Consider the following 20937-nt stretch of genomic DNA (forward strand, 5'->3'; position numbering starts at 1 on the left):
AGAGTCAAGGAGCTTAACGATGCCAACGCCATGGCGCTCGCCACCGTTGACGCGTCTGGCATGCCCGACGTGCGAATGGTGCTGCTCAAGGGATACGATGCAGACGGCTTTGTATTCTTTACAAACCTGGAAAGCGCGAAGGGGCGTGAACTGGCGGCCAATCCCCAGGCGGCTATGATGTTTCACTGGAAGTCGCTTCGCCGTCAGGTACGGCTCAGGGGTTCGGTCACGTCGGTTAGTGACGAAGAAGCTGACGCCTATTTTGCCACCCGCGCCCGACCAGCTCAGATGGGGGCCTGGGCGTCGGAACAGTCCCGGACCTTGCCGGATCGCCTGGCGCTGGAAAAGCGGATTGCGGAAGTGGGCCTGCGCTTCGGTTTGGGCAAGGTGCCGCGCCCGCCACATTGGTCCGGGTTTCGCCTGGCGCCGGAAACGATCGAATTCTGGCGGGATCGGCCGTTCCGCCTTCATGAAAGACTGGTGTTTGACCGAGCCGACGGTGGCTGGAGCACGCGCCGGCTGTTTCCTTGAAGAGCGCACTCGAAGCTGAGATCGTCGCCTGGCTGTCACCGCTCAGCGAGCGAACGATCGACACAGCCTGCGCCCACGTCTTCCTGGGTCCGGACCGGGCGCTGAAGCTCAAACGCCACGATGATCTGGGCTATGTCGACTTCTCCACCGTAGAACGCCGCCTCTGGGCGCTGGATCGGGAATTGGTCTTCAATCGGCCTGCCGCACCGGACATCTATCGTGCGGTCCGCCGGGTCACCCGCGAGTCCGACGGGTCGCTCGCTCTGGATGGCGACGGTGTCACCATCGATCATGTACTGGAGATGCAGCGCTTCGACGAGAAGGCTGTGCTGTCGGCCTGCCCTGAGCGGGTCACCGGCGAACTGTCTGAATCTCTGGGGCGAACCATCGCCGGGTATCACCGCGACGCCCCGCTCCGCCCCGAGGGCGGACTAACCGCGATAGCCTATACGGTAGGCTCCAACGCCCGGCTGTTGCGCGAAACCTGCCCGGGACTCGATCAGTCCAGGGTCGAGATCATGATCGCATTGACCGAGACCGAACTGGAGAAAAGGTCGGCGCTGTTGGCCCATCGCGCCGCCACCGGTTACGCTCGCCGCTGCCACGGGGATCTGCATCTGGGTAACATCCTGTTGAGGGATGACGGCCCGGTTTTGTTCGACTGCATCGAGTTCAACGATGTCCTCTCGGATCTGGATGTACTGTACGATCTCGCCTTCCTGTTGATGGATCTCGATTTTCGCGGCCGCCGGGACGCGGCCGTGCGGGCGCTTTCGGCGTACCTGGATGAGGCCGCGCGTAGCTTCCCGTCGGATCTTTGGGCGGGTGTGGCGCTTCTGCCCCTCATGCTCTCTGTTCGCGCCGGCGTTCGTGCCCATGTCACTGCGCACAGCGACGATCCGGACACGGCGCGGGCATATGTGGAAGCCGCCATCGCGCACCTGGCGCCAAAGGCCCCTTTGCTGGTAGCCGTGGGGGGCTTGGCAGGGGCGGGCAAGTCGACCTTCTCAAGAGTTGCCGCGCCGTTGCTGGGCGCCTCTCCGGGCGCGGTGATCCTGCGGACCGACGAGGTTCGAAAGCGATTGCTGAAGCAGCCCGCAATCATGCCCGCCGGGTCTGAGAGCTATGCGCCCGACGCCTATGCCCGAAACTACGACGAGATGTTCGCCAACGCGCGCGTTTTGCTGGCGGCAGGGTGTTCAGTGGTTCTTGACGCCAGCTTCATGGAACCCGCACAGAGAGCGCGGGCCGAAGCGCTGGCGCTCGACGCCGGTGTCCCCTTACGGGCCGCTTGGTTGCAAGCCCCGTCCGAGGTGTTGGAAGCTCGCGTCGCCAGCCGTACAGGCGATGCTTCCGATGCCACGATTGCGGTCTTGCGCGAGCAACTCCGGCGCGATCTTGGTCCTCTGCATTGGCCGAAGGTAGACGTCTCCGGGTCAACGGAGGAAGCCGCGCGAGCCTGGGTCCGGTCCGAACCCTGAAGGACCGCATTGCGAAACACGTCCGCGCTGACTAATTCTCGCCCAGCAACAACACACACGAGTTCTTCGGAGACGAACACCTATGCTGGGCCTGATGCAGGATTGGCCGCTCACGGTCGACAAAATCCTCGACCACGCCAAGGGCTGGCATCCTGACCGCGAGGTCGTCAGCCGGTCGGTGGAAGGCCCCATCGTCAGGACGAACTACGCGCAGATCCACGAGCGAGCGAAGCGAATTTCCAATGCGCTCAAGGGCATGGGCGTGCAGGTTGGCGACCGTGTCGCGACCCTGGCCTGGAACACCGGCCGCCACATCGAGGCCTGGTACGGCATAATGGGGATTGGGGCCGTCTGCCATACCCTGAACCCGCGGCTGTTCGTCGAACAGCTGGTCTACATCGTCAATCACGCCGAGGATCAGGTGCTGTTCACGGATCTGACCTTCGTACCCATCGTGGCGCAGTTGCGCGCGCAAATGCCTACCATCAAACATATCGTCGTCATGACCGACGAGGCGGGCATGAAGGGTGTCGATTTGCCTGGCGCACTCTGCTTCGAGACCCTGGTGGAGCAGCATTCGGCTGACTGTTTATGGGGTGGCTTTGCGGAAACCCTGCCGTCTGGTCTCTGCTACACCTCCGGCACGACGGGTAATCCCAAGGGCGTGCTCTATTCGCACCGCTCCAACTTCATCCATACCCTTGTCACCATGAGCAAGGACGTCATGGGCCTTTCGGCGACGGACACGGTGCTTCCGGTGGTGCCGATGTTCCACGCCAACGCCTGGGGTCTGGCGTTTTCGTGCCCCGCGGCCGGCGCCAAGCTGGTGATGCCGGGGGCGAAGCTGGACGGCGCGTCGGTACATGAGTTGCTTGAAAGCGAGGGTGTCACCTTCTCGGCGGCGGTGCCCACGGTGTGGCAGATGCTGTTGACCCACCTTCGTGAAACCAACGGAAAGCTCTCGACCCTGAAGCGCGTTGTGATCGGCGGCTCGGCGGTGCCGGAAGCCATCGTGCGCGGGTTCCGCGATGAGTATGGCGTGTCTGTCACCCACGCCTGGGGAATGACCGAGACCTCGCCCCTGGGGACACTGGCCAACCCCAATGCTGCGGTGGCTGCGATGAACGCTGAGGATCAGCTGCGCTTTACCCTGAAACAGGGGCGCCCGCCTATTGGCATCGACCTGAAGCTCGAGGACGATGCAGGCCAACGCCTGCCTCATGACGGAACAACCTTCGGCAAGCTGAAGGTGAAGGGCCCGTTCGTGGTCGGACAATACTTTGCGGGCGACGGCGGCGAGATCCTGGACTCCGAGGGTTTCTTCGACACAGGAGACGTCGCCACCATTGATGGCTATGGCTATATGCAGATCACCGACCGGGCGAAGGACGTGATCAAGTCCGGCGGCGAATGGATATCCACGATCGAGATTGAAAACATCGCCGTGGGCCATCCCAAGGCCGCTCTTGCCGCGGTGATCGGTGTTTATCACCCGAAATGGGACGAGCGGCCGCTCTTGCTGGTCAAGCTGAACCCAGGCGCCGAGAGCACAAAGGACGAATTCCTGGCCTTTCTCGAAGGCAAGATCGCCAAGTGGTGGACGCCGGATGATGTGGTGTTCGTCGACGACATCCCGCTGGGCGCCACCGGCAAGATCGACAAGAAGCTGATCCGCGACCGGATGAAGGACTATGTCCTGCCGGGTGCGAAGGCAGTCGAGAAGGCGTGATCCACTTCGTTCCTGATCTCTGGACATCGCCCGCGTAGCCCGTCAAACGAGACGCGGCAAAGCAGGCCTTGGACCGGAGTTCGCGGTGGACGATCACACCCCCATCATCATCGGTGTCGGAGAGGCGTCCGAGCGGATTGATTCTGCGGACTACGAGGCTCTTTCGCCGGTGGAACTAGCCTCCCGGGCGGCTGCGGCGGCGGTCTCGGATGCGGGCGGGCGGGGGGTCGCCGCTGCGATCCAGACGCTGGCGGCGATCCGACAGTTCGAGGTGTCGGGACCCAATGCGCCCGTGCCATTCGGGCGTACTGATAACTTTCCGCGCGGCGTCGCCCGCCGGATCGGAGCGGATCCGGCGCGGGCGATCCTGGAGCCGGTGGGCGGGCAAGGACCTCAGCACCTGGTGAACGAACTCGCCCAGGAAATTGGGCGGGGCGAATTGCAGATGGCTCTGATCTGCGGCTCGGAAGCTATCTCCACAGTTCGGCATCTCGCAGGAAAAGGCGAGACGCGCGACTGGACGGAGACGCTGGGCGGCCAGTTGGAGGATCGTGGCTTCGGACCGCCGCTCTCCTCTCTGGACTTGCGCGCACATGGCGTGCGTACAGCCATCGCCCATTATGCCCTGTTCGAGAATGCCAGACGCGGCCAGCGTGGCCTGGACCGCGCCAACTACGCGCTGGAAATGGGCCGGTTGTTCGCGCCGTTCACGACGGTCGCCTCGACCAACCCGCACGCCATGTCACAGGAGGTGTTCGACGCCGAGGCCCTGGCGACGGTCACGCCGCGCAATCGGCTGATCGCCGACCCCTTCCCGCGACGGATGATTGCCCGTGACCAGGCCAATCAAGGCGCCGCCGTTCTGATCGCCTCGGCGGGCCAGGCGCGTGCCCTGGGCGTGCCTCAGGACCGCTGGGTCTATCTGCACGGCGGCGCAGACGCTGCCGAGCGCATGCCCATGGAGCGCAAGGACATGGCCGCTTATCCCGCTGCTGTGATGGCGGCGCGGCAGGCGCTGGCGAGTGCTGGCGTCGGCGTGGACGATCTGGCGCTGTTTGACCTCTATAGCTGCTTTCCGATTGCTGTCTTCGCCGTGCGCGACGGCCTGGGCATCGCAGGCAATGATCGGCGCCCGCTGACCATGACCGGCGGACTGCCGTTCTTCGGCGGGGCTGGCAACAACTACTCGATGCACGCCATCTCCAGCATGATCCGGGCATTACGGGAGGCCGACAGCGCCTTCGGTCTGATTGCGGCCAATGGCGGGTTCCTGTCGAAGTATTCTGTGGGCATCTATTCGACCCGACCGACAGCTTGGCGCGGGTTCTCCAGCACCGCGCTGCAGGCCGAGGTCGATGGCTGGCCCGCGCCGCCGTTGGCGGGCGAGGCGACCTCCGGCATCGTGGAGACCTATACGATCGACTACAGCCGAGAGGCGCCTGCCGGGGTGGTGGTCGCTCGCGACGCCGCCGGCGCGCGCTTCCTGGCAATGACCGATCCGGTGGACGCAGGCCAGGCCCGGGCGATGATCGCCGCCGAGCCACTGGGCGCCCGCATCGCCTGCCGTAGTGACCCGGAGGGGCGGCGCGTCCTCACCGACTTCCAGCCAGCCTGAGGCGCGCGTGAATCTCAATCTGCAGCCTGCGAACGAAGCCGACTACCCGGCGATTATCGCCCTGACCAACCGCGCCTACCGCGCGCCGGCCGGGCAGGCCGCCTGGAAAGTGGAAACCATCATCAGCGGTCAGCGTATCGACGAGGCCTTGCTGCGCGACGACCTCGCCAATCCGGCGGCAAACCTGTTGGTGGCGCGCAATGGGAGCGGCGAGCATCTGGGCCATGTCCGGCTTGATTCCTCGGACGACGGCGTCTGGTACCTGGCCATGCTTACCGTCAGCCCGGACCATCAGGACGCGGGGTTGGGTAGGATCATCCTTACCGCCGCCGAAGACTATGCTCGCACTCACGGCGCCCGCCGCATCCGCATATCGGTGATCCACCAGCGCAATGAGCTGATCGCCTGGTACCAGCGGCGCGGCTACGCGCTCACCGGCGAGACCGGCGCGTTTCCCTATGGCGATCCACGGGTTGGAACGCCCACGCGCGCCGACCTGTTCTTTGAGATGCTGGAGAAGCCAATCTAGTCCGCCAACCGGTACTCGCTATCCGACCCGGCGTTATCGATGGCTACGATCTTGCCCTCGCCACTCAGGTAGAGGATCGCCGCCAGCATGGACCTGGATGCCGCAGGCCACAGCCTGGGGTCGACATCGGCATAGAGACGCGGCACCAGATCCCGGATGCGGCCCGGCCCCGCCTCCAGCGCGCGCAGGATCTGGTTGGCGCGTTCGTGTCGGTGGGCGGTGTAGGCGGCGATGAAGGCGTCTACCTCGCGGATTGGCGGACCGTGGGTTGGCCAGAGCGTCGTGAAATGGCGGGCTTCGATGTTGGCGAGACTGGCCAGATAGTCGCCCATGTCGCCGTCGGGCGGGGTGATTACCGTCGTGGACCATCCCATGATGTGATCTCCCGAGAAGAGGCAGTTCTCTTCCTTCAGCGCGAAGCAGATATGATTGGAGGTGTGACCCGGCGTCGGGATCGCCTCGATCGTCCAGCCAGGACCGGAGACTGCGCCGCCGCCGCAAAGGCTCACGTCGGGCCGGAAATCGAGATCGTGACCAGCTTCCATTTTCACTTCGCCGGTGTCCTCTACCTCGTGCCCGGCGACCGCGCAGCCGTAGATCGTCGCTCCAGTCGCGGCCTTCAGCGCGCCGGCCAGAGGCGAGTGGTCGGAGTGGTGGTGGGTGATCAGGATGTGGGTGACGCGCTCGCCGGCCACAGCCGCCAGGATTGCCTCGAGGTGCGCCGGGTCGTCCGGGCCGGGATCGATGACTGCCACCTCACCCTTGCCCACTATGTAGGTGCCGGTGCCCTTGAAGGTGAAGGGGCCCGGGTTGTTGGCGGTCACGCGCCGGATCAGGGGCGAGACCTGATCGCAGCGGCCATAGACCACCTCGATGTCGCGGACATAGGGGATCATCCGAGCACGCCCGACAGGTCGTAGCCGGCCTGCCGTCCGAGGGCGACCAGTTCGCCGCGATCCATGGCGCCGAAGGTCGCCTGACAGATCGACCATGTGACGATGGAGCGGGTGCCGGATCGGCAGAACGCCAGCACCGGAGTCTCGGCATCCTGCAGGAGCAGTCTGGTCGCCTCGACCTGTTCGGGCGTCGGCGCGCCGCGTATGGGAATATGGTAGAAGGGAATTCCCGCCTCTGCAGCGGCCGCAGCTATCTCGCGCGCGCTGGGCTGTCCTGGATCCTCGCCGTCGGGCCGGTTGCTGATCAGGGTCTTGAATCCCAGGCGCGCGGCCTCGGCCACGTCGGCCAGGGAGATCTGCGGCGCCACGGAGAGGTCATCGGTGACACGTCGAAAGTCGCTCATTGGGTCCATGGCCTGTGGTTTGCGGGCGCTTCGTTGACATCATCGGGGTCGGGTGAAAGTTTCGCAACGCCCGGCCACATTTAAGTCCGACCATAGAGGCGTTTTCGCGTTCATGTATCGCCCGTTCCGTCGCAATCTCGTCAGTCTCACCCTCGGGTTCGCCAGCGCCATCCTTCTGTTGCAGGGCTGCTCGCCCGGAACGTCCAAGGTCGACGACTGTCCGGCGGGGAAGGTCTGCCTCCGGGCCGGCAATGGCGTCGAGGTCCTTTCGCTCGATCCACACAAGGTGTCCGGCGTCGGTGATCACCGGGTGCTGCTGGACAGTATGGTGGGCCTGACCATGGCCGACGCCAGCGACAAAGTAGCCCCGGGTGCGGCGGAACGGTGGGAAACCAGCGCCGATGGCCTGACCTGGACCTTCTATCTGCGCGACGCCGTCTGGTCGGATGGCGTGCCGGTCACCGCCGATGATTTCGTGTTTTCGCTGCGGCGAATCCTGAACCCGGCGACGGCCGCCGAGTACGCCTCGCTGCTCTATCCCATCCTGGGCGCCCAGGCGGTCAACGAGGGCAGGGCGGCGCTGGAGACGCTCGGCGTGCGCGCGGTCACGCCCCGCATTCTGGAAATCCGCCTTGAGCATCCGGCGCCCTACCTGCTGCAACTGGCCAAGCACCAGACGATGTACCCAGTGCCAAAGCATGTGGTCGAAAAGCACGGAAACGCCTGGTCCAGGCCCGAGCACTATGTCTCCAACGGCCCCTACACCATTGTCAGCTGGAAGTTGGGAGACCGGATCAAGGCGGTGAAAAATCCTCGCTACTGGGATGCGGCCAAGGTCTGTGTGGACCAGATTTCCTACTACCCGACGACGGACAACATCACGGCCGAGCGCCAGGTCCGCAACGGCGAACTCGATATGAACGCCGACATCCAGTCCAACCGCATCGCGCTTCTGCGGGAGCAGATGCCCGGCTACGTGCGCACCCACACCTACCTGGGCGTCTCGTATCTTACCTACAACAACAGCGTCGTGGCCCTGCGCGATGTTCGGGTCCGACGTGCTCTGGCGATGGCGATCGACCGTGAGTTCATCACGAAGAAGCTGATGCGCGGCGGCCAGCAGCCCGCGTACACCTTCGTGCCGCCGGGCGTTGCGAACTATCAGGCCGTACGGCCCCCCGAGTGGGCGGCATGGCCATTTGAAAAACGTCAGGCCGAAGCGCGCCGGTTGTTGGCCGAGGCCGGCTACGGTCCGGGCCGGCCGCTCAAGATCGAGATCAAGCACCGCAATTCCGCCGACCCCAGTCTGATCATGCCGGCCATCCAGGCCGACTGGAAGTCCATCGGCGTTGAGGCCCGCCTGGCCCAGAACGAACCCCAGATCGCCTATGCGGCCTACCGCGCGAGGGACTTCGAGGTCGGCGATGCGGCCTGGGTCGCCGACTACAACGATCCGATGACGTTCCTCTACCTGATGAATTCCACCACCGGCGCCCAGAACTACGGCGACTACAAGAACCCCGCCTTCGACGCCCTTCTGAAGAAGGCTGACAATGAACCCGATGCCGCGGTCCGGGCTGGCTACCTGGCGAAGGCCGAACGCATCATGCTGGACGACGCCACGATCGCGCCGGTGTTCTTCTACGTGAACAAGAACCTGGTCAGCCCCCGAGTCACCGGGTGGGTCGCCAACCTCGGTGACATCCACCCCACCCAGTTCCTGTGTGTAAAGGGCGCGCCCAAGGCGCCCGAAGCCTGAATCTGCTCGCCGTCCTGACCTTCGTTGACATCAGCCGGGGCGGGTGGAAGTTTCACGCAAACCGGCGCCCCGCACGCTCATAGTAAAAGGCTTTTCAGCGTCCATGCTGCAATACATCGGCCGGCGTCTTCTGGTCGCGATCCCGACCCTGTTTCTGGTGATCACCGCCGCCTTCTTCATGATGCGCGCGGCGCCCGGCAGTCCGTTCGACATGGACCGCAAGCTTTCGCCCGAGATCGAGGCCAACGTTCTGGCGCAGTACGGAATGGATAAGCCGCTCGGCCAGCAGTACGTCGACTATCTGGCCGGTGTGGTCCAGGGCGACCTGGGTCCCTCATTGAAGTATCGCGACAAGACGGTGCTGGACATCGTCAAGGAGAACTATCCGGTCTCGCTGCGGCTCGGCTTCTTCGCCATCGCCATCGCCTCTGTCATCGGGGTCAGTCTGGGGGTGATGGCGGCGCTGCGACAGAATCGGATGACGGACAATGTGGTGATGACCATCGCCATCCTGGGGGTCTGTATTCCGACCTTTGTGACGGCGCCCCTGCTGGTGCTGGGGATCGCGTCCAAGCTGGGTTGGCTGCCGACAGCGGGCTGGAACGATGGCGCCTTGCCGAACATGGTCCTGCCTGTGGTCGTGCTGGCCTTGCCACAGATCGCCATCATCTCGCGCCTCACCCGGGCCGGCATGATCGAGGTGCTGCACTCAAACTACATCCGCACCGCCCGGGCCAAGGGCCTGCCGGAATGGCTGATCGTGCGCAAACATGCGCTTCGCGCCGCCATCCTTCCATTGGTCAGCTATCTCGGGCCGGCATGCGCGGGGCTGATCACCGGTTCGCTGGTTGTCGAGAAGATTTTCAACCTGCCGGGCCTGGGCAAGTTCTTCGTGATCAGCGCCTTGCAGCGCGACTATACCGTGGTGATGGGGATGGTGATCTTCTATGCCGGATTGATCCTGTTGCTGAACCTGATCGCAGACTTGCTCTACGCCGTTCTCGATCCCCGGGTGCGCCTCGCATGACCTTCGCCAGCACTCGCGCCGAAACCATCACCAAGGCGGCCGCCGTTCAGGGGCGTAGCCTGTGGGAAGACGCCCGCCGCCGCCTCATGCGCAACAGGGCGGCGGTGACGGGCATGATCGTGCTCGGCCTGCTGGTGGTGGCCGCCGCAGTGGGCCCTTGGCTCAGCCCCTTCACCTATGATGAGGTCAACAAGTCTGACGTTTGGCTGCCGCCGCTTGAAGGCGGCCACCTGATGGGCTCGGACGCCCTCGGTCGCGACCTGCTGACCCGCTTGCTGGTGGGCCTCAGGGTCTCGCTGGCCATCGGCTTCGTGGCGACCTTCGTCTCGCTGGTGATCGGCGTCGCCTGGGGCGCGGTGGCCGGCTACGTCGGCGGCAAGCTGGACGAGGTGATGATGCGCTTCGTGGATGTCCTCTATTCCCTGCCGTTCATCTTCTTCGTGATCCTGCTGATGGTCACCTTCGGCTCCAACATCATCCTGATCTTCGTGGCCATCGGCGCCGTGGAATGGCTGACCATGAGCCGGATTGTCCGTGGCCAGACGCTGACGCTGAAGAACAAGGAGTTCGTCGAGGCCGCCCGTGCGGCAGGCCTGAACCGTGGCGCCATCATCTTCCGTCACATCGTGCCCAACCTGCTGGGTCCTGTGGTGGTCTATGTGACGCTGACCATCCCGGCCGTGATCCTGGCCGAGAGCTTCCTCAGCTTCCTGGGCCTGGGCGTGCAGCCGCCCATGGCCTCGCTGGGGGCCCTGATCGCAGGGGGCGCCTCCGATATGGAACTGGCGCCCTGGCTCCTGATCTTCCCGTCGCTGGTGATGGTGATGACGCTGATGAGTTTCAACTTCATCGGCGACGGCCTGCGCGACGCCATCGACCCCAAGGACCGGTAGCCCAGCCTAAAGGTCTCCTCCCCCGGCGGAACTGCGGAATTCACACTTCGGTGTGCCGGCCGAAAGAATCCTTCGCCCCTTGTGGGAGAAGGTGGGCCGCGCAAGCGGCTCGGATGAGGGGTCGATAAATCTCTCAAGCAAGTCCTTGCAATCATTCCGATAGATTGGCGTGACCCCTCATCCGTCAGGCTTCGCCTGCCACCTTCTCCCACAAGGGGCGAAGGGGGTCTTGAGCACCTTGGAGTCTGAGACTCTCGGTCACGCTGGAGTGCGCAACAATCCCACAAGAGGCGAAGGACAATCGTGGCCTCGAGCCACGGTGTGAATCCGGTAGGCTCCAACGGAGGAGGAGAAACGAACTCTGCCAACCGGCCTCGGCGACGGGCGCCTACTTCGACCGGTTGGCCCGGATCGCGCGCTGCCCGTCCACGTTCACAAGGAAGCTGCCGAGCGCCGCCTGGCGGATCTCGACGGTGGAGCCGGCCTTGGCGCCGCGGGGCAGGGGTTCGGTGTCTGTCTGCACCCAGACCGCGCCGTCCTCCAGTTGCATCACCCACTTGCCGCCGCTGTTGCGATAAGCGTTCGTGAGTTTCGCGGTGATGCGATCCAGCGGCGCTTCGCGCTCGGCCTTTTCGCCCCGGTTGAACACGTTGAGCGATGGTAGGCTGAACCCGAAGGCCTGCTTGCGCACCTCCTTCACCTGTTCTCGGTCGACTACCACGATATCGCCCTTGGCCTCGGCCTGGTCGAGCGCTGCGGCGGTAGTGTCGTAGCAGGCCAGTCGTGCGGCGTTGTCGGTGAGTGCGCGGCAGTCGATCAGTTTCTGGATGGCCCCGGCGCGATCACGGGGCCGAACCTGCGCGTCGGCGCCCGCCGCCCCGAGTGCCAGAATCGCTGCCAGGCCCAGTCCGATCGCACGCATGGTCATGCCTTCCCGATGCAAAATGATACCTGTGACCTTGTTAGGCGGGGCCGGGGGGGATGCGCAACCTGTCGCAATTCCGACCGTTTGAGGCCACAAAGTTCGATCAATCGCCCCGCGCGGCAACGCTCCTTGCTGAAACCTTGCCGGCAAACCCCACTGGTCTGGCAATCTGTGACTAGAATGCGACAGGTCGGCGCCCGAAACATTGCAGGACGCTAATGTACGTTGACCATCCCGCCTCTCAACTCGTAACTCCGGCCTAACCGGGTGCGTATTGTGCCTGGGACCTTCTTTGTGTGGGAAGCGGCTGCCGGGCAGGCAGCGACGCTGGAGGACCAGAAACGTGATATTCAAATCCATGCGGGAGCGCCTGTTGGCGTCTTCCATGATCTGCGGCGTCGCCCTGATGGGCCTCACAACTCAGGCGAACGCCCAGGCGGGCGCTGAGGAAATCGAAGAAGTCGTCGTCACCGGTTCGCGCATCAAGACGCCGGGCCTGGAGTCGGCCAGCCCGATCACCTCGATCGGTGCCGACGAAATCCGCCTGCAGCAGACCTCGGAAGTCGAGCAGGTGCTCCGCTTCCTGCCCTCGACGATCCCCGGCGACAACCCGGCCCGTAACAATGGTACCGCCGGCGCGACCACGGTCGACCTCCGCGGCCTGGGCCCGCAGCGCAACCTGATCATGATCGATGGCAAGCGCCTCACGCCCTACAACGAAGACGGCGAGGTAGACGTTTCCGTGATTCCGACCGCTTTGCTCGCGCGCGTGGACGTCATCACCGGCGGCGCCTCGGCGGTGTACGGCTCGGACGCCATCTCCGGCGTTGTGAACTTCATCTTCAAGAAGAACTTCGAAGGCATCGAGCTCGATACCGGCTACAGTCAGACGGGCGCCAAGGACGGCGCCACCTACCGCGCCTCGTTGACCCTCGGTGTGAACAGCCCCGACGACAAGGGCAACATCGCGATGAGCCTGGGCTATTCCAAGCGTGAGCCGGTTCTGCTCGGCGACCGCGCCATCGGCCAGGTCGGCATCGTCAGCGCCACCGGCGGTGGCCTCGGCGTAACTTCGCCCCCGGAACCTGCAAACTGCGGCGGCCCCGGCTCGGTGCCCACCAACTTCGGCGGTTCCACCACCACGGTCCCGACGCGCCTGGCTCTGGTCGGCGTTCCGGCAGCGACGGGCGCCTTCCAGGTGCGTGACGATCGCACCCTGGGCAACAACTGCTCGGTGTTCAACTTCAACCCCTTCAACTACTACCAGACTCCTTCGGAGCGCTTCAGCGCCACGGCGCTCGGCCACTATGAAGTGACCGACACCATCGAGGCCTACGCCCGGACGATGTTCACCCGCACGAACGTGCGCCAGCAGATCGCCCCCTCGGGCATCTTCGGCAACGCGTTCTTTGTCCCGCTGTCCAACCCGTTCCTCTCGGCGGCGCAGCGCAACACCCTGATCACCGCCGCCAACGCCGCGCGCGTTGCCGGCACGCTCACGGCCGCGAACTTCCGCGACCTGAACGCCAACGGCGTGATCGATGCGGCCGACGACCTGAACCTGGTGGTCCGCCGCCGGACGGGCGAGCTTGGCGCGCGGTCGTCGACCTACGAAACCAACTACTACCAGCTGGTCTTCGGCCTGCGCGGCGACAACCCGTTCGGCATCGAAGAGTGGAACTGGGATGTTTCGGCCTCCCGCGGTGAATCCAGCCGTACGGAAGTGCGCGCCGGCTACACCAACGTCACCAGCTTCGGCAACGCGCTGAACGCAACCAGCACCACTACCTGCCGTTCCGGCGGCGGATGCGTGCCGATCGACATCTTTGGTCCGTTCGGTGCGATCACCCCGGCCATGGCCGCCTACTCGGGCGCCGTCGGCATCCTGAAGAGCAACTACACCCAGCAGCTGGCCTCGGCCAACATCGGCGGTCCGATCAACGCGATCAAGAGCCCGCTGGCTGCTGTTCCGCTCGCGATCAGCGTCGGTGCTGAGTATCGCGAAGAGTTCGGCAATTCCGAGCCCGACGAATGCCTGAAGCTCGCCCCGACCAGCTGCCTCGGCGGCGCCGGTGGCAACCAGCTTCCCATCGCGGGTGGCTACAGCGTCAAGGAAGTCTTCGGCGAAGGGATCTTGCAGATCGCCGCGGACCAGTCCTGGGCCAAGTCTCTGGATCTCGAGTTCGGCTACCGCTACTCGGACTACGATCCTTCGGGCGTCAACAAGACCTGGAAGTACGGCCTGAACTACGAGCCGATGGACGGTCTGCGGTTCCGCTTCATGCAGCAGCGCGCCGCCCGCGCCCCGAACGTGGGTGAACTGGCCGCGCCACAGGTCAGCGGGCTTCGCAACGCCACCTTTGACCCCTGCTCCTCCGGCAACCGCAGCCCGATCTCGCCGGCCCTGCGCGCGCTCTGCATCTCGACCGGCCAGACGGCCGCTCAGGTCGGAACGATCCAGGACATCGTTTCGGGTCAGGTCAGCACTTTCGAAGGGACGAACCTCACCCGTCTGCCGAACCCTGAAAAGGCTGACTCCACCACGATCGGTGTTGTCTGGCAGCCGAACTTTGTGCCCTCGCTGCGCAACCTCGCGATCTCGGTCGACTACTACAAGATCGATATCTCGGGCACGATCGGCCTGTTCCAGGCTCAGGAAGTCCTGGACCAGTGCTACACGGCCGGTGATGCGGCTTCGTGCCTCCTGATCCGCCGCGTCAACGGCGACATCGCCTCGCCGGCCTCGGGTATCGAGCTGTTCACGACCAACCTGAAGAGCTCGGAAGCTTCGGGTATCGAAGGTTCGGTTGCCTTCGGTGTCGATATGACCCAGCTGGGTCTTGACGAGAAGTGGGGCAGCCTGGCCTTCCAGTGGACGGGTAACTACTACCTGACCAATGAGCGCCAGAGCGGCAGCGCCACTCCGGTCATCGACTGCGTTGGTGTGTTCAGCACCCAGTGCGCCCCGACCCACGAGTTCCGCTTCTCGCAGCGCACCTCCTGGACGGTTGGCGACCTGCAACTGTCCTACCTGTGGCGTTATGTCGACGCCCTCGACGTTGCGCCGAACCAGAAGGCCGCGACCTTCCCGCAATTCCAGCGGATCAAGGCCTACAGCTGGTTCGACCTGTCGGCGAGCTACGCGATCAACGACGCCGTCAAGGTGAGCGCTGCCGTGGCCAACGTCTTCAACAAGGCCGCCCCGATCGTTGGTAACGAAGCGGGCACCACGGCGTCCAACAGCGGCAACACCTTCCCGGGCGACTACGACACCCTGGGCCGCGTGTTCTCGTTCGGTCTGAACCTGCGCTTCTGATCCAAACCGCAGTCTGATTTGGGAAGCGGCGGGCGAAAGCCCGCCGTTTTCTTTTTGGCCCGGGCTTGGTACCGCCATCGGGCAGTATGGCCGGCAGGATGGAAAGACGGATGACCGATCAGGTGAACGCGCTCGCCCAGGCGGCAGGCCAGGCCGCCAACGCCGGACGCTGGCAGGACGCCGAGCGTCTCTGGGGACAGGTTTACAGCCTTGCGCCCGATCACCCTCAGGCCCTTTACAGCCTGGGCGTTCACGCCTTCCAACGCGGCGATTTGTCGGGCGCTCTGGAGTTCCTGCGTGCAGCTCACCTGGCCTCGCCCATGGATCCCCTGATCCTGATGACCGCCAGCGTTGTCCAGCGCGAGCAGGGCGATACAGAGAACGAGTGGCTGACCATCAACGACTGTCTGGCGGTCGACCCCTACTATCTGCCCGGTCTGCTGACCAAGGCCGCCTTCCTGGAGCGACAGAACCAGACCCGCGCCGCCGCCAATGTCTATCGTGATGCGCTCAGGATCGCGCCGCCCGAGACCCATTGGCCTGACGCGCTGCGGCCGCAACTGGCCCATGCGCGCACCTGCGTCGAGGCTCACACCCAGGCGTTCGCCGCCTATCTGGAGGCCACCCTGGCCGGCCCCCGCGCCGCCCTCGAGGTCGCAGCGTCGGGCCGCTGGGCGGAGTCCGCCGCGATCATGACCGGCCGCATCCAGGCCTACCGGTCGGAATCCAATCAGCTGACCGTGCCCCGCCTCCCGGCGATCCCGTTCTTTGATCGTGGGGACTTTGACTGGGTGGCCGGGATCGAAGCCGCCACGCCAGCCATCCGCGAAGAGTTGCTGGCGGTTCAGCAGACGGCGCAGACCGGGTTTTCACCCTACATCGCCTACAATCGCGGTGAGCCCGTCAACCAGTGGATCGACCTGAACCACTCGGAGCGCTGGAGCACCTATCCCCTGTGGCGCGGCGGTGAGCGTGTGCCTGAGAACCTGGCGCGCTGTCCGCGCACGGCCCAGGCCCTTGAGGCGGTGCAGATGGCCCGGATCGGCGGCCTCTGCCCCAACGCCATGTTCTCGGTGCTGGCGCCCCATACCCAGATCCCGCCTCACCACGGCGAGACCAATGCCCGCCTGGTCGTTCACCTGCCCCTGATCGTGCCACCTGACTGCACCTACCGGGTCGGTTTCGAACACCGCACCTGGACCGAGGGTGAGGTGCTGATCTTTGACGATACGATCGAGCATGAGGCGCGCAACGACAGCGACCTGCCGCGCACGGTCCTGATTTTCGATGTCTGGAACCCGCTGCTCTCGCTCGCCGAACGCGAGATGGTCGAGGCGATGACCATGGCCGCTCGCGACTTCAACAGCGAGCCCTGAGAGTCGGCCGGCCGTGACCGGCTCTCCTAACGCAGAGGCGTGGGCGCCAGCACCATGCCATGGCCTTCACCGCGCAGCCTGGCTTCGCTCACCTGATCCAGAAGCGCCTGCGACCGCGGGTCGCCAAACACCCAAGCCGCCGCCGCCAGCGTGCGCGCCGACATGGCGGAGACGCCGAGCGCCCGCTGTAGCGTCTCGAAGGCCCCTTCGCTGGGCGTCATCCGGCGCAACTGGATCTCGCCCTTGAGGCCCGCCAGAGCCTTGGCCTTGTCGACGGCCTGATAGAAGCCGCCCAGCTCATCGACCAGGCCCAGCGTGCGAGCCTGTTCGCCGGTCCAGACGCGGCCCTTGGCGAGCTCGCGCACCCGCTCGACCGGAATTTTGCGACCGGTCGCCACACGGACGATGAAGGTCTCGTAGATCCGGTCCATCCAGCCGCCGAAGGCTGCCCGCTGGGTCGCGGTGAACGGCTGGCCAAGGCCAAAGCCGCCGGCGTACTCGCCGCCGACCCCGGTCTGGCGCACATCCACGCCGAACTTTTCCAACGCCGGGCCGAGGGCGAACTTGCCGCCGAAGACGCCGATCGAGCCGGTGAGCGTGGTGGGCTGGGCGATGATGGCCGAGGCCTCCGAGGCGATCCAGTAGCCGCCTGAGGCGCCGTAGCTGCCCATCGACACGACCACGGGCTTGCCCGCCGCCTTGGCTACCCGGATGGCGTCGAGGATCTGTTCCGAGGCGGTATCCGATCCGCCGGGCGAATTGACCCGGAGCACAATGGCCTTCACCGCCTCGGTCCTGGCCGCGGACAGGATCGCGCCTGCCAGATCGTCCGAGTAGATCGTCGCGCCGCCGGTGAAGGGGTTGGATCCCTGATCTCGCCCGGTCAGGATGGCGCCCTCGGCTTCGATCACCGCGATGGAGTCGCCGATCTTGCCGTCGCCTTCCTGATGGCTGTCGGCATAGTCGTGGAAATCTATGGTCCTTGCGCCGTCGCCCGCCTTGTCCAGCAGGGCCTGCTCGGTTTCGCGAACCTGGCCCAACCGGTCGATGAGCTTCAGCTTGAGCGCGTCATCGGCCAGATAGGGGCCCGCCTCGAGCGCCGTGCGCAGGCCCGCCGGGTCGGTCTTGCGGTCCTGCGCGGCGAAGCCGAGGTTGGAGCCGTAGACGGAGCCGATCCAGGAGAGCTGGGACTGGCGGTGGGCGGGTGTGTAGTCGCTGAAGAGGTAGCCGTTGACGGCGTTCTTGTACTCATAGCGCTGCTCGTACTGCGGCACGACGCCGTACTTGTCGAAGAAGCGCTTGAAGAACAGGTCCTCGGTGGCCACGCCGGTCACCTGAAGGGAGGCGCCGGGCTGCATCCAGAGCTGATCGGCAGCAGCGCCCAGCATGTATGTGGTCGTCACGATGCCGGCGGGATAGATGCCCTGGCTGTGGGCGTAGATCGGCTTGCCGGCGGCGCGGAACTGCTTGAAGGCCAGCCGGATCTCGTCGGCCATGCCGGGCTCGATGCCACCTTCGGGCAGCCGAACCAGCAGACCCTTGACCCGGTCGTCGGTCCCGGCCCGCTTCAGGGTGGAGATGATCGACATGACGGACTCGGCGCCGCCTCCGAGCCCCAGCAGGGGGTTGTGCGGGGACTGGTCATTCAACGGCCCACGCAAGTCCAGCTCAAGCACCGCCTTGCCCGGCAGGGGTGCTGGCGCGGTTGCTGAAACCGCCAGGCTGATGATCAGGATAGGCACCCCGATCAGGAAGATCAGCAAACCTGTGAATACTCCGGCTGTCGTGATCAGAAACTGCTTCATGCGTCCGGTCTGGTGATTTGCGCCGAGGTTGATATCCGCCTCTCGCATAGAATGGGGCGCCGGCAAAGCCGGTAGGGTAGAGGTCGTTTCAGGTCAGTCAGGAACAACACAGATGGTAGACATTTCGGGCTTCATTGATCCGGTGGAAGAAGACGCCGACGACGGGGCGGTGGCCGAGGATCTGGTCGCACTGAAAGCCTGCCTGCAGGCCCTGGCCGACGCCATCGCCAGCACGAACCTGGCGGTGATCAGCAGCAACCAGGGGGACGCGGCGGGGGCGACCGCGCGAGTGCAGGCGTCTGTGGCGGGGCTCAAGCGGTTTCACGAGGCGTTTGTGGTTCTGGATCGCGACCCTGGCGAAGAGGTTGACGACGAGGAGGATTGAACGGGAAAGCCCGCCGACCGCCTAGAGCACGACAGCTTGAAGTGGATACCGGTTGAAGCGCCCGTTGTGCTCTAAACATTTGATAACGAGCCTGTTTATCCGGTTCAGATGATTCCATCTGAACCGGACAGGCTCTAGACAGCGTCCTTCACGTCCAGGGTTTCGCGAAGTTCGCGCTTGAGGAATTTGCCGTTGGCGTTGCGGGGGATCGAGCTGTCCAGAACCCAGATGTAGCGGGGGATCTTGTGCTTGGCCATGACGCTGGCGCAGTGCGCGCGCAACGCGTCGGCGTTGAGGCTCATGCCCGGGCGGGCGACCACGGCGGCCCCCACTTCCTCGCCCAGACGGTCATCCGGCACGCCGAACACGCTGCATTCGGCCACCGCGTCGTGCTGATAGAGGACGGCCTCGACCTCGGCGCAGTAGATGTTCTCGCCGCCCCGCAGGACCATGTCCTTCTTGCGGTCGACCAGGAAGATGAAGCCTTCCTCGTCCAGATAGGCGACGTCGCCTGTATGGAGCCAGCCCTCTGTAATGGAATCAGCGGTGGCCTCCGGGCGGTTGATGTAGCCCTTGATGACCGGCGCGCCCCTGACCCAGAGCTCGCCCGGCTGGCCGGGGGGCAGGACCTGGCCGTCGTCGCCCACGACCCGGGTCTCGAAGGTGGGCATGGCGCGGCCGCAGCTGGCCGGCTTGTCCACGAAGAAATCGCCGGAGATCGAGGTGATGATCCCGCACGTCTCGGTCATGCCGTAGCCGGTGTTGGGCCGGGCAGTGGCCACCGTGCCGTCAATCTTGGCCACCAGATCCGGCGGCAACTGGGCCCCGCCGCCGCCCACGGAGAGCAGGCTGGAGGTATCGTATTTGGCGAAGTCCGGATGGGTGACCAGTTCGCGCGCCATGACGGGCACGCCGCTGACCGAGCCGATCCGCTCGCGTTCCACCAGCTTCAGGGCCTCGCCGGCGTCCCACCGGTACATCAGCACCATCTTGCCGCCGCCGGCCGTCGTGGCATAGGCGGCGCAGTTGTTGGCGGTCACGTGGAACAGCGGCGTTGTGATCAGGGTGACCGGGATGGGCGGCACGGCCGTGGGGTCGGGAACCACGCCTGTGGCGCGCTGGGTGGCGAGCGTGTGAGCCTGGCCAGAGAACATCATGTTCATCAGGTTTGACACACAGCCGCGGTGGGTGAGCTGTGCGCCCTTGGGAAAGCCCGTGGTGCCGGAGGTGTAGAAGATGCACATGTCGGCGTCGGGATCGACGTCGACCGCGGGCAGGTCGCCGCCCTGGGCGATGACCTCCGACCAGGGCGTCGCGCCGGTCGGGAGGGTGTCGACGCGCACGGCCACCAGCCGGGACGCGCCCAGCATGTCCGGCTGTTCGGCGATCCGGGCGATCCGTTCGGCGTCGGCGAACACGATCTTGGGCTGGGCGTCATTGAAACCATAGGCCATCTCGGCGGCGGTCCACCAGGCGTTCATGCCGACCACGGCCACGCCCAGGCAGGCGCAGGCCCAGTAGATCAGCATCCACTCCGGGAAATTGCGCATGGCGATGGCGATCCGGTCGCCGGGCTGCACACCCTGAGCCAGCAACCAGTTGGCGACAGCGGCCACCTGAGCGTGGGACTGGGCATAGGTCAGGCGCTCGTCCCCATAGACGAGGTAGTCGCGCTCGGCGAAGGGGGCGGTGGAGAGCCAGACGGCGCGCACATTGGGCGGCGCATTCCTGAAGGCCCGGAGCGGCGCGCCCCGCACCTCGATCTCGGCCACCTCGAAGGGCGCGCCGGGGCCGGTCAGTTCGGCCCAGGTCTTGTTCAACTCGATATAGTGCATCGTCGACCTATCCCTAATCGCACCGGCGTCTGCGCACCTGGCTTCGGGTTTCGTCATAGCCAACAGGGCGGCAGAGCGCGAGCCCCGGTTTTGGTGCGGTCACTCCACATGAAGCGGGGTCGATGATCTCCACCCACGCGGTGTCATCCCGGTTTTCGCGCAAGCGAAAGACCGGGACCCCTGGACGCGGCGGCGCAGGGCTGGGTGAGGCGTGGAAGCCGGGGCCGCGCCAGTCAGATCAGGCGCGGGTGGCGGGTTGGGTCCCGGTCTTTCGTGTTCCACGAAAACCGGGATGACACGCGGGGGTGGGATGGCGAGATCAGCCGGTGTCGGCGACCGGTGGCGCGGCGCCGGATGCCTCGTGGCCAGGGTCATCATCTTCCTGATCCGGCGGATTGTCCGGCGCCTCAGGCAGATCGCGCCACCGGCTG

The 20937-nt window shown here is 65.1% G+C and carries 16 protein-coding genes; 11 read left to right on the plus strand and 5 right to left on the minus strand.

Translation table 11 applies throughout. The features are described from left to right. From pdxH to ACIQ3B_RS13860, 5 genes are all read left to right on the plus strand, one after another. Positions 1-531, plus strand: a 531-nt coding sequence (gene pdxH, locus ACIQ3B_RS13840; protein WP_397403530.1) for a pyridoxamine 5'-phosphate oxidase, incomplete at its 5' end; no start/stop codon positions are given. Further along, positions 528-2012 (plus strand): AAA family ATPase, encoded by a 1485-nt coding sequence (locus tag ACIQ3B_RS13845; protein WP_397403532.1) that lies wholly within the window; start codon positions 528-530, stop codon positions 2010-2012. The genes pdxH and ACIQ3B_RS13845, both read left to right, overlap by 4 nt. 82 nt (positions 2013-2094) lie before the next feature. Continuing rightward, positions 2095-3741, plus strand: a complete 1647-nt coding sequence (locus ACIQ3B_RS13850; protein WP_397403534.1) for a long-chain-fatty-acid--CoA ligase — start codon at positions 2095-2097, stop codon at positions 3739-3741. A gap of 85 nt (positions 3742-3826) precedes the next feature. After that, positions 3827-5356, plus strand: a complete 1530-nt coding sequence (locus ACIQ3B_RS13855) for an acetyl-CoA acetyltransferase (RefSeq protein WP_397403536.1) — start codon at positions 3827-3829, stop codon at positions 5354-5356. Positions 5357-5363: 7 nt separating this feature from the next. Next, the gene (locus tag ACIQ3B_RS13860; protein ID WP_397403538.1) at positions 5364-5885 is read left to right on the plus strand and encodes a GNAT family N-acetyltransferase; all 522 of its coding nucleotides are present in this window, start codon (positions 5364-5366) and stop codon (positions 5883-5885) included. On the opposite strand, the gene ACIQ3B_RS13865 is transcribed toward ACIQ3B_RS13860, so the two are convergent. Together ACIQ3B_RS13865 and ACIQ3B_RS13870 are read right to left on the minus strand one after the other, a co-directional pair. Next, the gene (locus ACIQ3B_RS13865; protein ID WP_397403540.1) at positions 5882-6781 is read right to left on the minus strand and encodes an MBL fold metallo-hydrolase; all 900 of its coding nucleotides are present in this window, start codon (positions 6779-6781) and stop codon (positions 5882-5884) included. The genes ACIQ3B_RS13860 and ACIQ3B_RS13865 overlap by 4 nt on opposite strands. Continuing rightward, on the minus strand, positions 6778-7185 hold the full coding sequence (locus ACIQ3B_RS13870) for a TIGR01244 family sulfur transferase (protein ID WP_397403542.1): 408 nt from the start codon (positions 7183-7185) through the stop codon (positions 6778-6780). The genes ACIQ3B_RS13865 and ACIQ3B_RS13870 overlap by 4 nt, the downstream gene beginning before the upstream one ends. Positions 7186-7297: 112 nt before the next feature. On the opposite strand from ACIQ3B_RS13870, the gene ACIQ3B_RS13875 reads away from it, so the two are divergent. The 3 genes from ACIQ3B_RS13875 (at position 7298) to ACIQ3B_RS13885 (ending at position 10864) form a co-directional block, all read left to right on the plus strand. Continuing rightward, on the plus strand, positions 7298-8944 hold the full coding sequence (locus tag ACIQ3B_RS13875) for a peptide ABC transporter substrate-binding protein (protein WP_397403544.1): 1647 nt from the start codon (positions 7298-7300) through the stop codon (positions 8942-8944). A gap of 103 nt (positions 8945-9047) precedes the next feature. Continuing rightward, positions 9048-9971, plus strand: coding sequence for an oligopeptide ABC transporter permease OppB (gene oppB / locus ACIQ3B_RS13880; RefSeq protein WP_397403546.1), 924 nt, complete (start codon positions 9048-9050; stop codon positions 9969-9971). Continuing rightward, the gene (locus tag ACIQ3B_RS13885) at positions 9968-10864 is read left to right on the plus strand and encodes an ABC transporter permease (protein WP_397403548.1); all 897 of its coding nucleotides are present in this window, start codon (positions 9968-9970) and stop codon (positions 10862-10864) included. Before oppB ends, ACIQ3B_RS13885 begins: the two co-directional genes overlap by 4 nt. Before the next feature lie 388 nt (positions 10865-11252). Here the strand turns inward: ACIQ3B_RS13885 and ACIQ3B_RS13890 are convergent, their stop codons facing one another. Continuing rightward, a complete protein-coding gene (locus ACIQ3B_RS13890) occupies positions 11253-11786 on the minus strand; it encodes a hypothetical protein (RefSeq protein WP_397403550.1) in 534 nt (177 codons plus the stop codon). 346 nt (positions 11787-12132) lie between these two features. Between ACIQ3B_RS13890 and ACIQ3B_RS13895 the strand changes: the two genes are divergently transcribed. Together ACIQ3B_RS13895 and ACIQ3B_RS13900 are read left to right on the plus strand one after the other, a co-directional pair. Continuing rightward, positions 12133-15105 carry a TonB-dependent receptor domain-containing protein gene (locus ACIQ3B_RS13895; protein WP_397403552.1) on the plus strand — a complete coding sequence of 991 codons (2973 nt, stop codon included), beginning with the start codon at positions 12133-12135 and terminating at the stop codon, positions 15103-15105. 110 nt (positions 15106-15215) lie between these two features. Then, positions 15216-16481, plus strand: a complete 1266-nt coding sequence (locus tag ACIQ3B_RS13900) for an aspartyl/asparaginyl beta-hydroxylase domain-containing protein (protein ID WP_397403554.1) — start codon at positions 15216-15218, stop codon at positions 16479-16481. Between the two features lie 26 nt (positions 16482-16507). On the opposite strand, the gene sppA is transcribed toward ACIQ3B_RS13900, so the two are convergent. Next, complete coding sequence (sppA, locus tag ACIQ3B_RS13905) at positions 16508-18286, minus strand: signal peptide peptidase SppA (RefSeq protein ID WP_397403556.1); 1779 nt, start codon at positions 18284-18286, stop codon at positions 16508-16510. Positions 18287-18398: 112 nt separating this feature from the next. Here sppA and ACIQ3B_RS13910 point away from each other — a divergent pair, with 112 nt between their 5' ends. Beyond that, positions 18399-18671: a hypothetical protein gene (locus tag ACIQ3B_RS13910; RefSeq protein WP_397403558.1), complete on the plus strand. Its 273-nt coding sequence runs from the start codon at positions 18399-18401 to the stop codon at positions 18669-18671. Positions 18672-18805: 134 nt separating this feature from the next. Here ACIQ3B_RS13910 and ACIQ3B_RS13915 read toward each other — a convergent pair whose 3' ends face one another. Beyond that, positions 18806-20506 (minus strand): class I adenylate-forming enzyme family protein, encoded by a 1701-nt coding sequence (locus ACIQ3B_RS13915; RefSeq protein ID WP_397403560.1) that lies wholly within the window; start codon positions 20504-20506, stop codon positions 18806-18808. Positions 20507-20937: the final 431 nt, after the last annotated feature.

The sequence above is a fragment of the Phenylobacterium sp. genome (assembly GCF_044358365.1).
Classification (GTDB): Bacteria; Pseudomonadota; Alphaproteobacteria; order Caulobacterales; family Caulobacteraceae; genus Phenylobacterium.

Coding starts and splice junctions, on each gene's coding strand:
- ACIQ3B_RS13850 (WP_397403534.1), top strand. CDS start 2,095: ATGCTGGGCCTGATGCAGGATTGGCCGCTCACGGTCGACAAAATCCTC.
- ACIQ3B_RS13865 (WP_397403540.1), bottom strand. CDS start 6,781: ATGATCCCCTATGTCCGCGACATCGAGGTGGTCTATGGCCGCTGCGAT.
- ACIQ3B_RS13870 (WP_397403542.1), bottom strand. CDS start 7,185: ATGAGCGACTTTCGACGTGTCACCGATGACCTCTCCGTGGCGCCGCAG.
- ACIQ3B_RS13875 (WP_397403544.1), top strand. CDS start 7,298: ATGTATCGCCCGTTCCGTCGCAATCTCGTCAGTCTCACCCTCGGGTTC.
- oppB (WP_397403546.1), top strand. CDS start 9,048: ATGCTGCAATACATCGGCCGGCGTCTTCTGGTCGCGATCCCGACCCTG.
- ACIQ3B_RS13885 (WP_397403548.1), top strand. CDS start 9,968: ATGACCTTCGCCAGCACTCGCGCCGAAACCATCACCAAGGCGGCCGCC.
- ACIQ3B_RS13890 (WP_397403550.1), bottom strand. CDS start 11,786: ATGCGTGCGATCGGACTGGGCCTGGCAGCGATTCTGGCACTCGGGGCG.
- ACIQ3B_RS13900 (WP_397403554.1), top strand. CDS start 15,216: ATGACCGATCAGGTGAACGCGCTCGCCCAGGCGGCAGGCCAGGCCGCC.
- sppA (WP_397403556.1), bottom strand. CDS start 18,286: ATGAAGCAGTTTCTGATCACGACAGCCGGAGTATTCACAGGTTTGCTG.
- ACIQ3B_RS13910 (WP_397403558.1), top strand. CDS start 18,399: ATGGTAGACATTTCGGGCTTCATTGATCCGGTGGAAGAAGACGCCGAC.
- ACIQ3B_RS13915 (WP_397403560.1), bottom strand. CDS start 20,506: ATGCACTATATCGAGTTGAACAAGACCTGGGCCGAACTGACCGGCCCC.